The organism is Commensalibacter sp. M0355, from assembly GCF_016101365.1.
Lineage (GTDB): Bacteria > Pseudomonadota > Alphaproteobacteria > Acetobacterales > Acetobacteraceae > Commensalibacter > Commensalibacter melissae.
In genome coordinates this window covers 346,136-360,120 of record NZ_JACFQQ010000002.1, presented here as the reverse complement: position 1 = coordinate 360,120, position 13,985 = coordinate 346,136, and the positions used below count along the sequence as shown (strand labels likewise).

At 34.2% G+C, this 13,985-nt stretch carries 13 protein-coding genes; 7 read left to right on the top strand and 6 right to left on the bottom strand.

The window, feature by feature from the left end; translation table 11 throughout:
• Positions 1-320: 320 nt before the first annotated feature.
• The 3 genes from H3T44_RS05355 to H3T44_RS05345 all read left to right on the top strand — a co-directional run bounded on the left by H3T44_RS05355 (position 321) and on the right by H3T44_RS05345 (position 2,968).
• Positions 321-1,058, top strand: coding sequence for a DNA/RNA non-specific endonuclease (locus tag H3T44_RS05355; RefSeq protein ID WP_198196465.1), 738 nt, complete (start codon positions 321-323; stop codon positions 1,056-1,058).
• Positions 1,059-1,148: 90 nt separating this feature from the next.
• Positions 1,149-1,595: a LysE family transporter gene (locus H3T44_RS05350; protein ID WP_198196463.1), complete on the top strand. Its 447-nt coding sequence runs from the start codon at positions 1,149-1,151 to the stop codon at positions 1,593-1,595.
• Positions 1,596-1,849: 254 nt separating this feature from the next.
• Positions 1,850-2,968, top strand: a complete 1,119-nt coding sequence (locus tag H3T44_RS05345) for a glycerol dehydrogenase (protein ID WP_122123300.1) — start codon at positions 1,850-1,852, stop codon at positions 2,966-2,968.
• Positions 2,969-3,019: 51 nt separating this feature from the next.
• Here H3T44_RS05345 and H3T44_RS05340 read toward each other — a convergent pair whose 3' ends face one another.
• The 3 genes from H3T44_RS05340 to H3T44_RS05330 all read right to left on the bottom strand — a co-directional run bounded on the left by H3T44_RS05340 (position 3,020) and on the right by H3T44_RS05330 (position 5,283).
• On the bottom strand, positions 3,020-3,481 hold the full coding sequence (locus tag H3T44_RS05340; protein ID WP_122123301.1) for a hypothetical protein: 462 nt from the start codon (positions 3,479-3,481) through the stop codon (positions 3,020-3,022).
• Complete coding sequence (locus tag H3T44_RS05335; RefSeq protein WP_198184782.1) at positions 3,478-3,996, bottom strand: hypothetical protein; 519 nt, start codon at positions 3,994-3,996, stop codon at positions 3,478-3,480. Before H3T44_RS05335 ends, H3T44_RS05340 begins: the two co-directional genes overlap by 4 nt.
• A 165-nt stretch (positions 3,997-4,161) precedes the next feature.
• Positions 4,162-5,283, bottom strand: coding sequence for an asparaginase (locus H3T44_RS05330; RefSeq protein ID WP_232347518.1), 1,122 nt, complete (start codon positions 5,281-5,283; stop codon positions 4,162-4,164).
• Between the two features lie 148 nt (positions 5,284-5,431).
• On the opposite strand from H3T44_RS05330, the gene H3T44_RS05325 reads away from it, so the two are divergent.
• Entirely contained in the window at positions 5,432-7,144 is a 1,713-nt protein-coding gene (locus tag H3T44_RS05325; RefSeq protein WP_198196461.1) for a hypothetical protein, read from the top strand.
• A 244-nt stretch (positions 7,145-7,388) separates the two neighbouring features.
• On the opposite strand, the gene H3T44_RS05320 is transcribed toward H3T44_RS05325, so the two are convergent.
• On the bottom strand, positions 7,389-7,874 hold the full coding sequence (locus tag H3T44_RS05320; RefSeq protein ID WP_198184784.1) for an ecotin: 486 nt from the start codon (positions 7,872-7,874) through the stop codon (positions 7,389-7,391).
• A 183-nt stretch (positions 7,875-8,057) separates the two neighbouring features.
• Here H3T44_RS05320 and grxB point away from each other — a divergent pair, with 183 nt between their 5' ends.
• Positions 8,058-8,708: a glutaredoxin 2 gene (grxB, locus tag H3T44_RS05315; RefSeq protein WP_198196459.1), complete on the top strand. Its 651-nt coding sequence runs from the start codon at positions 8,058-8,060 to the stop codon at positions 8,706-8,708.
• Positions 8,709-8,715: 7 nt separating this feature from the next.
• On the opposite strand, the gene cysG is transcribed toward grxB, so the two are convergent.
• Positions 8,716-10,107 carry a siroheme synthase CysG gene (gene cysG / locus H3T44_RS05310; protein WP_232342129.1) on the bottom strand — a complete coding sequence of 464 codons (1,392 nt, stop codon included), beginning with the start codon at positions 10,105-10,107 and terminating at the stop codon, positions 8,716-8,718.
• Between the two features lie 460 nt (positions 10,108-10,567).
• On the opposite strand from cysG, the gene H3T44_RS05305 reads away from it, so the two are divergent.
• Positions 10,568-12,124 (top strand): inorganic phosphate transporter, encoded by a 1,557-nt coding sequence (locus H3T44_RS05305; RefSeq protein WP_198196544.1) that lies wholly within the window; start codon positions 10,568-10,570, stop codon positions 12,122-12,124.
• Between the two features lie 336 nt (positions 12,125-12,460).
• Here H3T44_RS05305 and H3T44_RS05300 read toward each other — a convergent pair whose 3' ends face one another.
• The gene (locus H3T44_RS05300) at positions 12,461-13,042 is read right to left on the bottom strand and encodes a YqgE/AlgH family protein (protein WP_122123309.1); all 582 of its coding nucleotides are present in this window, start codon (positions 13,040-13,042) and stop codon (positions 12,461-12,463) included.
• 186 nt (positions 13,043-13,228) lie between these two features.
• Between H3T44_RS05300 and H3T44_RS05295 the strand changes: the two genes are divergently transcribed.
• Positions 13,229-13,984 carry an SDR family NAD(P)-dependent oxidoreductase gene (locus tag H3T44_RS05295; RefSeq protein ID WP_198196457.1) on the top strand — a complete coding sequence of 252 codons (756 nt, stop codon included), beginning with the start codon at positions 13,229-13,231 and terminating at the stop codon, positions 13,982-13,984.
• The last annotated feature ends 1 nt before the right edge of the window (position 13,985 follow it).

The window sequence follows — 13,985 nt, the reverse complement described above, 5'->3', positions numbered from 1 at the left end:
TTATTGATTTTTCTCGGAATTTATTATTTGAATTTCTATCAGAAAAATTTGTCATTTCAACAAATATATATCGTTATTTTTAAATCATATTTTTAAGTTAATATAATAAAATTATCGTAATTAGTGTTTTAAAGCTGTTATGGTCTTTACATGACAAAAAATTGATAATTTTAAAAAACCAAATTTTATAATTTTTAAATATGGTTCAAGAGATTAAATTTAATCAGAAAAAATTGTCTTTATATTGTGCAATAGGTTCGCAGTAATTATGTATCAATCATTATTTTTTTAATGGACTAGATAAAGATTGAAGAGTAATTGTGAAAAAAAAGTTATTGGTTTTACTTTTTATTTTATTGGGATTTGGAATTTGTGTTCAAGCGCAAATTCCATGTCAAAATAAGTTTTTATATGGAAAACCGCCAGTTATTGAATGGCCGATAAAAACAGTCTGCTTCAAAGATTATGCCGCTTCTTTTTCAGATATAACTTTGGGGAATATTTATTCAGCTGAATTTTTGACAAAAAATCAGGTAATGGCCAGTAAGAATATGAAAAGATATGGTAAATTTGATAATCGTGATCCTGTTGTCAGGGATTACAGAGGATCAGGTTTTGATCGTGGTCATATGACGCCTAGTGGAGATATGCCTGATTATCAATCTCAGTTACAGACTTTTATCTCCAGTAATATTGTACCTCAGACAAAGCAGCTGAATAGTGGAAAATGGAACTGGATTGAACATAATGTAAGGAAAATGGCAATATCCTATGATCAGTTATATGTTATAACGGGTTCTTATTTTCAGGAACCGGTCAAAAGAATCGGTTATGACGGAGTATGGGTTCCTTATGCAGTCTGGAAAGCGGTTTATATTCCATCCTTAGAAAAGGCTGGGGTTTATTTTTGTAAAAATTCACATAGGCCTGTATGTTATCGCATGAGTATAGCTTTTTTCATTTACAAAACCGGGATTGATCCTTTTCCAGCGTTATCCAATGATATCAAGGAAAATAAATTTCCCTTGCCTAAACCTGTTCGTCCAAGGGTTAAGTAATATTTTTTATATTTTGAAGACAAGAATTGAATTTAATATGGAATACTGTTTCTGACCTTTTTGAATAGTTAATGAGAATTTTATTGTATTATGCTTTTTATCAGCATATTTTTCATACACTTATGTGTATTGGTAGTACCGGGCTCTGATTTTCTATTAAATTCAAGAACAAGGTTAACAGGCAATAAAAAAACTGTCATTCAAGTTGTAACGGGTACAACATTGGGGGCAATTATCTGGGCTTTGTTCTCGTTGTTGGGATTGCACCTTATTTTTCAATATTACCCTTTTTTACGAGAATTAGTTTTATTTGGCGGGTTAGTTTATTTATTTTATCTGGCATTTCAGATTTACAGATCGGTTGATTTACCATTGCCGGCAAAGCACGGCATTGGTCATTCATATTTTTTTACCGGATTGCTTACCAATTTAACCAACCCGAAAGCTTTACTTTATTTTTCAAGTATTTTTTCAATTATTCATTTTGGGTCAAATCCTTCCAATGTTTTTTTTTATTTTTATTATGATAACGCTTGAAAGCCTGATCTGGTTTCTTTTTGTAGGATTGGTTTTTTCACATTCCGGGATACAGGCCTTTTATCAAATCTATAAGTTCAGGATAGATAGATTGTCAGCATGTGTTTTTATAATGTTTGCATGCTCAATTATATTTAAATTATTTGTAAAATAAACTATCCTTATTATGTATAATTAAGTTGGTATTAAACTATTTAGTATATTCCATGGTTGTGAATATTTGAAAATAGGAACACATAATCAGAGGATTTGTGATGTTAACGATTATTCAATCTCCGTCAAAATATATCCAAGGTGCTGGTGCACTTGAAAAAGTTGGTAAATATGCCTTGATGCTGGCCAATAGTTATTTGGTTGTCGCTGATAGTTTTGTAATGAATTTGACACAAGCCACATTGGAAAAAAGTTTCCAGATTTCCTCGGTGCAGGCATATTTTGAAATTTTTAGGGGAGAGTGTTGTAAAAAAGAGATTAATCGTTTAGGTGAAATTCTAAAGAGACACGGTTGCAAAGGGGTTGTCGGTGTTGGTGGCGGGAAAGCCCTTGATACAGCGAAAGCCATTGCGTTTTATAATAAGGTTCCGGTTATAATTGTGCCGACAGCTGCATCGAATGATGCGCCAACCAGCGCTTTATCTGTAATTTATACCGAAGATGGCGCTTTTGAGGAATATTTGATGTATCCTTCCAATCCTGATATGGTAATTATGGATAGCACAATTGTTGCCAATGCACCCCTTCGTTTATTGATTTCAGGAATGGGAGATGCATTATCTACCTATTTTGAAGCCAGAGCCTGTTATGAAGCAAGAGCTGTCTCCATGGCAGGGGGGCAATCAACATTGGCAGCCTTGAATTTGGCCAGGTTATGTTATGAAACCTTGTTGGAAGAAGGGTTGAAGGCGAAAGCGGCTGTCGAGGCTGGAGTTGCTATAAAAGCTGTCGACAACATTATCGAGGCGAATACGTATTTAAGTGGCATCGGATTTGAAAGTTCTGGCTTGGCAGGGGCACATGCAATCCATAATGGATTAACCGTTCTTGAAGAATGTCATTCCATGTTACACGGTGAAAAAGTTGCATTCGGCACTTTAGCTCAGCTTGTACTTGAAAATGCGAAACAGGAAGAATTGGAAACCGTTCTTGATTTTTGTGTACAAATAGGTTTACCGGTTACTCTTGACCAAATTGGTATACAGGATAATGATGATCTTAAGGGAAAAATAATGAAAGTGGCAAAGGCAAGTTGTGCAAAAGATGACACTATACACAACATGCCTTTCGAAGTTTCTGAAGATCAGGTTTATGCCGCTATTATGGCTGCTGATAGAATTGGTCATAAATGGTTAAAAAACTATAATATTGTTTTGTAGTTGCATTCAATCATACGCAATTTCGTGAGATTGTGTATGATATTTTGTTAATTATTCTGTATTGGATTGAAAATTAATTTTTCTTAAATTAGAAAGCGCCTTAAAATTACATTCCTTGACATGATAAATCATACATGCTTCAGTTTCATGTGGATTTTTTAGGGATTGTCCATCCTGGTCAAAAGATATCCTGCATTTCTTATAGCTGATAATTAATTTATTTTTCTTGAGTGCAAAAGGATCAACAAAACCCGTAATCTCAATTTTGCAGCTTGGAGTGTTATAATGAATCATGCCATAAGCGGGATAGTATGGCATATAACCTACAGCCGCATAATTACCCTGAGTTCTGTTTTCATAGAGGATCAGATTAACGGTGTCCTTTTCGACAGTTTGTTCTGTAATGGATTGTGAGGAATGAGATGGATTCATTGCCATTGTGGGTAAAGATAAAATAATGCAGATAATTGTATATGCATATTTTATTTTTGATATCAAGGATAAGGATTTCATTTGGGTTGACCCTTTTCTTCGGATTTGCTTGAAGAAATATTCTCTTTAATCGTTATCGGATAAATACGGTTTACTATTGGCAATGTTTCAAAAGAGCAAAAATCCCCATGCCATGTACTACAAGGAATTGTCTCACTAAGTATTTTCAATTGATGGTTTTTTGTAATTTGCATAGATATTTTGCAATAGGGATCTTCTTTGGCAGTGAATTCTAGTTTTGATGGATCATGATGGTTGAGTTTCGTATTTCCATGGGTATTTGCCTGACAGGTAGGAGAATTGTAGGCTATTAAAGTTGCTCCAGGATGGATGGGATCTAAGGCTATGACATAATTTTTGCTTATGCCGACATGGCTTTCGAAAATTTCTATTTGTGGTAAAATTCTAGACGATTTATTTAATGGACCGATTTTAACACTGGATTTTGTATTTACAGATCTTGCATATGCCAAATTCGATAAAACAGTCAAAGAGATTATTAGAGACAGGATTGTATACGATAAAAATTTTATCAATCTAAAACTCCACATTTGGGTTTTAATAAAAATTATTCTAAATGAAGGTTTAGGATAAACGTAATCTTGTTCTGATTTCAAGCTTGTAAAAAAAATTAAAGCTTACGAATCAAATTGTGAAAATTAGGATGCCATATTTATAATAATAATGGCATTTATTTTAACTCAGTTCATTTCATAAAAAAGTTGTTGAATAGTATCTAATCCATTAATCTTGTTTGCCAAGATAAGTTGTAACAAAATTCTGGCTTTTTGCGGGTTTAAATCAGCTGCGGCTATAAATTTGTTGGCATCATCATTAACTTCAACATTACGATTGACAAATCCGCTTCCCGTTCTGCTGGATCGAACAACAATAACACCCTTGCTGGCGACCTCTTTCAATGCTTGTATCGCCTGGGTTGATGTATTTCCATCGCCAACGCCAGCAAGGATTATGCCTTTTGCACCTCTTTTGACCGCATCATGAATAAGATCTCCATCCGTCTGGATATGAGAATAAATAATTTCAACACGCGGAAAAGGGGCTTTCTTAGGTATGGCGTAAATATGTTTCCTTGCATTATTGGACGTACGGTAAAAATATACATGATCATTATTGATAATGCCGATTGGCCCTGTATTGGGGGATTGAAAAGTTTGAAGGCTGGTTGTATGGCTTTTTTGAACAGAATGTGCATCATAAATCATGTCATTCATTACTATCATGACAGGTTGGTGATAAGCCTCAGGGCGTGTAGCCAATTTAACAGCATTGACAAGATTGGATGCACCATCTGAACTGATAAAATTGGTCGGGCGCATTGCACCCGTCAAAATAATTGGTTTTTTCGAATTTATAAGTTTATCAAGAAAAAAAGCGGTTTCTTCCATGGTATCAGTGCCATGGGTAATGATAATTCCTGATATCGAAGGATCATTTTCAGCAGCCTGAACTTTTTTGGCCAATTTTAACAAAATTGTATCAGACATATCCTGAGAACCGATTTGCGCCACAGGAACAACATGAATTTTTGCCATGTTTTGTAAAGCAGGTATGGAAGCGATAAGATCTTCTCCTTTGGTGTTGCCTGCTTTATATTCGAGCTTGTCTGTTGTTGCTGATCCTGCGATGGTTCCTCCGGTAGTTAGTACAAGAATCTGTTTTTTTTCAGGTTTGATAACACGATCTATATCATTCATCGGTTTATCTTTCTCAGTTTTTGCATAAGAAGGGGAAAGTAAAATCAGACTTAATCCTATGGGGATAATTAAAAACTGAAAGAGGGGTCTAGGTAAAATATTCATTATATCAGAATTAATTTTATATAATTTAATTATATTGATTGATCCAGGTTACTACCCTACCCATATTCAATATACTATTTTTCTATTAATTAAAAATATTATTATTAATATGCTCTATAGCTCTATAAAGAGACAAGGTACAGGTTAAATGGTTTTAAGTGTGTTCAAAAAAGGCTGTAAACGATTCATGATGCCTTATTTCTCACAGTGGAAGATGACAATTTTACCTGTTTTGCAAAAGGGATATAAAACAGATTTTATACAGATAACTGAAAATTGTGACATGATCTGTTTAATTGATCTATCTTACGCCCTGCATCCACAATCATTCATTAATACGATAGAATTTGAATGTGGAGATCCTACGATAAATCTGAATGAATTCTTGATTTCAAAACGTAAATTTTCAGTCAATATTTCCGGAGGAAAAATAAATACGAAATCGACGATTGCATTTAAAATCATTACTGATACAGGATTAGAGCAAATTTTTACGGTTTTACTGGATGTTATTGGTCAAAATAAAACAGTTTATAATCAAAGGCACGGTTTAAGAAAACCTGAATTATGGGTTATTAACAGCGATCCAGATCAAAATTATAAACAGGAATTTGGATTATCCTGGATTGAAGGTGATTTATTATTAAATCTTAAAACATTTAATCTCTGGCAATATGACCCTAAAATTAATTCAAAATGGTTCAAGATTTTTACAATGCAGGGGGTCGTTAAGCCGGTTTCAATTGAATATAACCTTTCTGACAAATCTTGTCTATCGCAAATTGAAAAATCATCAAGACTTGATATTAAAAGGAATTCATTGTGTAATGAGAATATTGATGTCAAGTCCATTCATACAGATGCATTTATATCTGGGAATCCTATAGGAAAAGGGATTTCTGTCGTTACAGAAGGAATGATTGCCGGACAAAGTCTTTATATTGGAACAGCAGGAATAAAACCTAAAAATATTTATCTTGGTTGTAATGGGGTTGTTTCGACTAAACATCTTTCAGCAGATTTTTTGCAACTCGCATTCTTTTCCATTAAAGAACTGCCAAATTATGTTCCAATAGGCACATTAATATTATGCCATGATTATCCAGGTTATTCTTCACCAGTTTTACTTTGCTCCATCAAGGATAAACCGAAAAATTCTGGGGAATGGAATATTGTTAATGATAAAGTCTTGGTAAAAAATAACATATCGGGAAAACCGGATTTAACTGTAGTTTCTTCCAATTTATCATTATTGGATGATGATAAAATTGTAGAGATAAGACCCTCGGTCACAAATATTTCAAATCGGACTGTTAAACCTGTTCCGTCAGAAAAATCTTTTTCTGCAAATAATCACCATTATATAAGGTTGTCATCCAAAGATTCAATCATACCATATTCAAAGAAAATAGAAAATTCATGGACTAAACTTAAACTGGATAAAATATCCCCTGTTCAAAACATTTCAAATGAATGGCAAAATAAAAATGAATTATGGCAAATTCCCGCAACGGGCTTGTTACAAATAAATGGCTCATTCATATTCAAGGAAGAAAATATGGATTTGTCAGGACCAATCTCTTTTCATGGTGGCGATCAATTGGTTTTAAAAATTGTTAAAACCGGAAAAACAATTCTGTTTCAACCTGTTAATCAAATTGAATTTCCCCTGATTCCTTATATCAATGATGTGATGAATACAATTTGTGCCAGTCCAAAGTTAACTTTTTCTAATGCGATTCCTGTAACAAAAGGAGATCAAATAAGTTTTGAAACGGTTTATTTGCATCAGCCTGATGCCTTGAAAAACAATCTGGACCTGAAAATTAATAAAGCTATTTTCGAGATATATATCTTATAAGTAATTTTATCAGGTTCAAAGTGAAAAATAGTTGAATAACCATACGATTCTATAGCCTGAAACATATACTCATCGATAGATCCAAATTTGTTTGTATAACATATGACAGTATGACCAATGAATATAAATCTTATAAATCAATAGGAAGTTATTTAAATAAATATTCAGTTTTGCTGAGGTAGATGAAGCAAAAAAGTTTGTTTCAATCTTATCTTTGTTGTCTCTATGAAGTTATGCCGCAAATTTATTTATTTCTAGCTTGATGCATTGAAGAAGATGTCCAAATCCGATAAGCAAGAGTTATATCGTCCGGAACATAAACAACGAGGGGTAGTTTGCTATTGTAGTTTATAAAGGTTAAATTGGTCGTAATTGAAACCTGCTTCTCTTGTTCAATGTTCTGTGGACAGGCCATCAGGGTAGAAGCTGGTTTGCTGATTTTGTCTAATCTGTAAAAATCATATCCCCATCCTTGAATTGTTTGTGTTGTCATATGACCGTGGATTATGACCGTGTTACAGTCTGATTTAATTTTTTTCTGGGGAATCAATTCAACACGTGCATTGTATTCATTTGAAAGGGGTGGTAGTTGAATTACGATTCTTTGATATCCTTTTTCTGCTTTAGGCCATATGGATAGTTGATTTTTACCAAGATTAGCAGAAGCATGATATAATGGTATTAAATAACACATGGATAAAAGAAGAAGAAATTGTTTTCGAATTAACATTTTTATTTCCTAAATGATAATTTTAGTTTTTAATTATAAGTTATGATAGTAAAATTATTCAACAAGACCTTGTAATTTTAATCTCAAATATAATTTTTAATTAAAGTAAAAGGGATTTAATATATTAATTTAAATTTTGATAATTTGCAGGGTTGATAATTTGAGGGGTGTTGTTTAATTGCTATGAAACTTTATATTTACGAACATTGTCCTTTTTGTGTCATGACAAAAATGATTTTTGTTTTGAAAAATTATCCCGTCGAAATATCATATTTACTATATGATGACATTCATGGTCCCATGCAAATGGTAGGGCGCAAACAGTTGCCTATATTGGAATATCAGCAAAATCGCTTTATGCCGGAAAGTCGTGATATTATTAACTATATTGATACAACCATAGATAAGCCAAAGATTACGTTGCATGATAATGAAGAAATTATGGAATGGATCAGTCATGTTCAACGTTTTATTTATCGCTTGACCTATCCTCGTTGGGTAAATGCACCGTTTCCTGAATTTTCCACAGAAGAAGCAAAGAAATATTACCGTAAAAAAAAGGACCCCTCTGGCGGGGGATTTGTTTCTGATCTGGCTGATCCGAGCTTGATCCAGAGAACTCAAAAGGCGATTGACTGTCTGGAACCCTTAATGAAAAATTATCCTTTGTTGGATTTGAAACGGCAGCTATCTTGGAACGACTTTTCACTTTACAGTATGCTTCACTCGCTATCGATTATCAAGGGGATTACCTATGGCGTCAATGTTGATCGATGGCGTAAGAAAGTTTCTGAAACATGTTCCATTCCCTTGAATGATGCTTTTGCAAACTGAATGTGTTTTATGTAACTCTGTGATGAATGACTTGACCGATTATTATTAAAACGGGACTACCTATTTTTTTTTGCATAACCAAATCAGGTAAGGTTTTTAAATTTCCGATAATTACCTGCTGATCGTGAAAGGTTCCTTTTTCAATCGCAGCAGCAGGCCATGTTTGTTCCAATCCTTTATCAATAAGTGTTTTACATAAAAGAGGTAAAGAAGAAAGTCCCATATAAATGACCAAGGTTTGGTCTTTAAATATCATGTTCTCCCACGGTAGGTTAAGTTGATCTGTTTTCTTGGTATGACCGGTTAAAAATAAGCAGGCCTGTGCACATTCACGATGTGTTAGGGGAATTCCGGCATATGCCGCACAACCATTAGAAGCGGAGATGCCGGGTATAATTTTAAATGGAATTCCAGCATGCATTAATGCCTCGGCCTCTTCCCCACCGCGGCCAAATATAAAAGGATCACCACCTTTCAATCGTAAAACTCGTTTGCCTTGTCGTGCATATTTGATTAGTGAATCATTTATTTCTTCTTGTTTTAAAGTATGGTGATTTTTTTGTTTTCCTACAAAAAATAATAATGCATCACGACGTATGTAATCTAGGATTTTGGGTGATAATAAATTATCATATAAAATGATATCAGCATTTTGCAGGTGATGAAGTGCTTTTATGGTTAGTAAATCCGGATCACCCGGTCCTGCCCCAACCAGCCATACCTCACCTTTCTTCAAAAAAGGTTCTTTTGCAATATTTTTGAGAAAATCAAATGCTTGTTTTTCTTTTTGTTGGCTAATAAGGGAAGTGCCATAGCCATCAATGAATCTTTCCCATAACCGTTGTCGTTCTTGATGGGTTGATAATATTTCCTTGGCCCAATTCCTGTGTTTTCCGATGAATGAAGCTAATGGACCGATGACTTGTCCGAGTAGAGGTTCAATTTTTTGACGTATTCGCCGTCCCAATACAGGAGCGGAACCTCCTGTGGAGATGGCGATCTGTACAGGATCACGATCAATAATCGAAGGGGTGATAAAGGTAGATAATTCCGCATTATCAACGGTGCAGACAGGAATATTTAATTTTTTTGCCCATAGGGAAATAAGAGTATTATATTCATGATCGTCAGTCGTGATAAAAATTAAGGTAGCGTCTTTCGCATTTTGAATAAAATCATTTTCGTTTAGTAAAGGGGAACAAAATTTAATCAGTTTTTCTTTTTCATAGGTTTGCAATTCTTTATTAAAGGTTTGCGCATAAACTTCAATTTGTACATTTTTTCTTAATAAAAGCCTGATTTTACGTGCCGCAATTTTACCCCCGCCAATTATCACTATTCGCGTTCCATCTATACGCAAAGTTATTGGAAAATAAGAGGGAACTTCCGAATTTATCAAATTGTCATTCATGGATAGTAGAGAGTAAATAGAGTTTCAACTGAAGAAATTTATCTGATAAAAAGCCTCATATTTATTTAAACAAATAATTTGTAAAAATAAAGAGAAAACAGAAAAAACACGTAAGAAAATAGTTCTTAATTGTTCGGGGTGTATCTTTGCGATGACGGATATGATTTTTTATTCATAAATGTGAAAGATATAAATCTCATATCTTGAGAAGCATATTTTTCTTTTGTAAAAAAAGGTTGATGATGATAAATATGAAAACATTATAAATTAAGGTTTGGATGACTATATGAAGACCTATGATAAAGGGGTCAGGCCATTGTAAACAATTAATCTATCCGTAAACAATTCTATCCAACTAAATTGTAGCGTTTCTGAAATAAAGTTAATTTTATGATCAATTTGATGATGCAAGAAACGGATTTTGTCTATAGTGAAAAAAGCCTTGAATATGATCCTACCTAATAATTCACGTTTCAACAAGATCGCTTTTATCTTAGTTTTATTGGGTAGCATAATCTATATTATCCTTCATTTGCGTGAAGACATAATAGGCGTTACTAATCCATCTTTTCTGGCATTTGTATTATTGGCTCTGGCTCTTGTTATTGCTTTGGGTTTTGAATTCATAAATGGTTTTCATGACACGGCCAATGCTGTTGCAACTGTAATTTACAGCAATTCCTTGCCGCCAATTGTAGCTGTTGTCTGGTCAGGTTTATGGAATTTCCTGGGTGTTTTGTGTTCAAGCGGCGCTGTTGCTTTTACAATAGTTTCTCTTTTACCTGTTGAATTAGTTCTCAAGGTTGGAAGTGAAGCTGGATTTTCAATGGTTTTTGCATTACTTCTGGCTGCAGTGATCTGGAATCTGGTAACCTGGTTTTTCGGGATTCCGAATTCTTCATCTCATACTTTAATTGGTTCGATTTTGGGCGTTGGTCTAATGAATCAGTTGCTTATGGGAAATAACAGGGCAAGTGGTGTTGACTGGGGACAGGCTTTACAGGTTTTCAAAGCCCTTGTATTCAGTCCTTTGGCAGGATTTACGATTGCATTACTGGGAATGTTTCTGTTGAAGAATTTTTTGCCCATCACCTCTTTTTACAAAGTACCTGAAGCAGGAAAGACACCTCCTTGGCCGATCCGTTTATTATTGATTCTTACATGTACCGGTGTAAGCTTTAGTCATGGTTCAAATGATGGGCAAAAAGGTATGGGATTAATCATGCTTATTTTGATAGGAACCGTACCAACCGCATATGCGTTGAATAATGCGGTTTCATCAAAACAAGTCGAGAATTTCATGAATAAAGCGGTAGTTATTGATCAAGTTCTCATGAAATATAATAATAATCCTAATTTACCTACAATTGATCAAAGTCGTCAAATTCTGACAAAAACAATTCAGTCCAGTAAAATTTTTCCCGAAACTATTCCTGCTATTCGTATGATGTTGCAATCTATCCAGCATGATGTAAATAACAAGGAAACTTTTAAGCAAGTCCCTGTTGAATATCAGGCCAATTTAAGAAACGATTTGTATTTGGTTGAACAGAATCTGGTGCATTTTACCAAGGTATCTCCCTTGACATCTTCTCAAAAGGATTTATTTGAAAAATTCGAGAAAGAGATTGTCACGGCAATACAATTCATTCCTCCGTGGGTCAAGGCTGTAATTGCAATTGCCCTAGGTTTGGGAACAATGGTTGGATGGAAAAGAGTGGTTGTTACAGTAGGCAGGAAAATTGGTAAAAATGAAATGAGCTATGGTCAAGGTGCGGTTGCTGAAACTGTCGCGATGACAATGATACAAATGGGAAATCAGTTTCATATGCCTATTAGCACCACTCATGTCGTGACTTCTGCGGTGGCAGGAACTGCATTGGCCAATGGTGATGGTATTCAATGGAGAACAATACGTAATATGGCAATGGCGTGGATTTTAACCTTGCCTGTTTCAATTATGTTATCTGCAGTTCTATTTTGGATATTTTTAAAATTATTTTAGTTTGGAATTTATGTTCAATAAACGAATAAAATTTTTGTGTAAAATGTCTATCTACTACTTGAAATAAATAAAAAATCTGTAAATAATTTGGTAAAATTACATATCGTTTTTCTATATTTGTATATAGAAAAACGTAAAGATAAAAATCTGTTTATTGTATGTTTTTATTTCATTCAATAACAAACTGTAAGAGCTAACAAATGTATCATTAAATAATCAAATTTGTTTTGTCATATTAGAAAAAAAATCATAACATGCTTTGTTAATGTTGAGCTGGCTATTCAGGAAACGGAAACGATTAAATATTTGAGTTATTTTTTTATGTATCAAACTAAATCACGCTTCTCCGGAATATAAAGATATTTTTCTTGGATTTGTTAGAATGGATTTATAGCAGTCTGACCATTTATTCTTGAAATTTTTATTGTATAAAATGCTTTCCTGACAGGGGGCAACATACCAAAGATTATTATTAAGTTCCTCTTCCAGCTGTCCTGGTGACCAATTGGCATGACCAAGGGCTAGTAACGCTTTTGAAGGACCATGCCCTTCTGATAAATCACGTAAGATATCCAGGCTTGTACTCAATTTGATTTGTTTTGTTACATAGACTGATTCCTTACCTTTCCAGTCATTTGTGTGCAGAACCAGACCATGGGCATTTTCAATTGGACCACCCGCTGTAATGGAAAAATTATTTGATGTTGGCATCGTTTTAATTCCAAGCTGATTTAGCAATTCTTTTGGAGTTGGTTTGGCAATATGACGGTTAATGACAATGCCCATTGTACCTTCCTTCGGAGAATATGCACAAATAAAAACAACCGTCTGTGCAAATGCGGGTGAGGTTGTAAAAGGACTTGACATTAGAAAACAGCCTGCCAATCCTTTGGTAAGATCAAGGAAAGAATGTGTCATTTTTCAAAGAAACCAAATATAATAATTTATTTAAAATGAGATGATTCAAATTAAACTATACTATCAGATTTAATGAAATGTAAATGAACAGCTTTTAATGGTCCGTTTCAAAAAAATAATTTATAATTGCGGTGATGTAATTATTATAATTTACTTAGTTTTTTAATAGTTAGGGGAATGAAAATCATGAGAGGAACGGTACTGGTCACAGGTGCATCGGCTGGATTTGGAATGGCAATAGCCGAAGTATTGGTGCAGGAGGATTATCAGGTTGTTGCAGCGGCACGTAGGATGAATAAACTGGAATCCCTATCAAGCAAACATCCTGGAAAAATTTTTCCACTTGAAATGGATATGACCAAAACAGAATTGTTTTTGCGTCAATTGGGTAGTTTACCAGCCAAATTTCAGAATATTGATGTTTTGGTCAATAATGCAGGATTGGCACTTGGCGTGGAGCCAATTCCCAATATTGATTTAAAGGATTGGGATCGGATGGTTCAAACAAATATTATTGGATTAATTCATTTGACTCAGTTGGTTATTAGTGGAATGCTTGAAAGAAAGAGAGGACATATTATTTCCTTGGGCAGTATTGCAGGTACGTATCCATATCGTGGTGGGAATGTTTATGGTGCGACAAAGGCATTTGTTAAACAGTTTATGTTAAATCTTAAAACTGATCTGGTTGGCACTGCATTGAAGGTAACAAATATTGAACCGGGTCTTTGTGGGGGAACCGAATTTAGCGAGGTAAGACTAAAAGATTCTGTTAAAGGTAAAGAAGTTTACAAAGGTACAATTCCCTTAACAGCTATGGATATTGCTGAAACGGTACGTTGGATTTTAAGTCTTCCCTCTCATGTCAATGTTAATCGAATTGAACTTATGCCTGTTTGCCAAGCGCCGGGTGGGGTTGCAGTAGTAAAAACAGGAAATTGAT

What these genes read in the sequence shown, in the direction of transcription:
- H3T44_RS05350 (WP_198196463.1), top strand. Translation starts at nt 1,149, where the DNA reads ATGCTTTTTATCAGCATATTTTTCATACACTTATGTGTATTGGTAGTA.
- H3T44_RS05345 (WP_122123300.1), top strand. Translation starts at nt 1,850, where the DNA reads ATGTTAACGATTATTCAATCTCCGTCAAAATATATCCAAGGTGCTGGT.
- H3T44_RS05340 (WP_122123301.1), bottom strand. Translation starts at nt 3,481, where the DNA reads ATGAAATCCTTATCCTTGATATCAAAAATAAAATATGCATATACAATT.
- H3T44_RS05330 (WP_232347518.1), bottom strand. Translation starts at nt 5,283, where the DNA reads ATGAATATTTTACCTAGACCCCTCTTTCAGTTTTTAATTATCCCCATA.
- H3T44_RS05325 (WP_198196461.1), top strand. Translation starts at nt 5,432, where the DNA reads ATGGTTTTAAGTGTGTTCAAAAAAGGCTGTAAACGATTCATGATGCCT.
- H3T44_RS05320 (WP_198184784.1), bottom strand. Translation starts at nt 7,874, where the DNA reads ATGTTAATTCGAAAACAATTTCTTCTTCTTTTATCCATGTGTTATTTA.
- grxB (WP_198196459.1), top strand. Translation starts at nt 8,058, where the DNA reads ATGAAACTTTATATTTACGAACATTGTCCTTTTTGTGTCATGACAAAA.
- H3T44_RS05305 (WP_198196544.1), top strand. Translation starts at nt 10,568, where the DNA reads ATGATCCTACCTAATAATTCACGTTTCAACAAGATCGCTTTTATCTTA.
- H3T44_RS05300 (WP_122123309.1), bottom strand. Translation starts at nt 13,042, where the DNA reads ATGACACATTCTTTCCTTGATCTTACCAAAGGATTGGCAGGCTGTTTT.
- H3T44_RS05295 (WP_198196457.1), top strand. Translation starts at nt 13,229, where the DNA reads ATGAGAGGAACGGTACTGGTCACAGGTGCATCGGCTGGATTTGGAATG.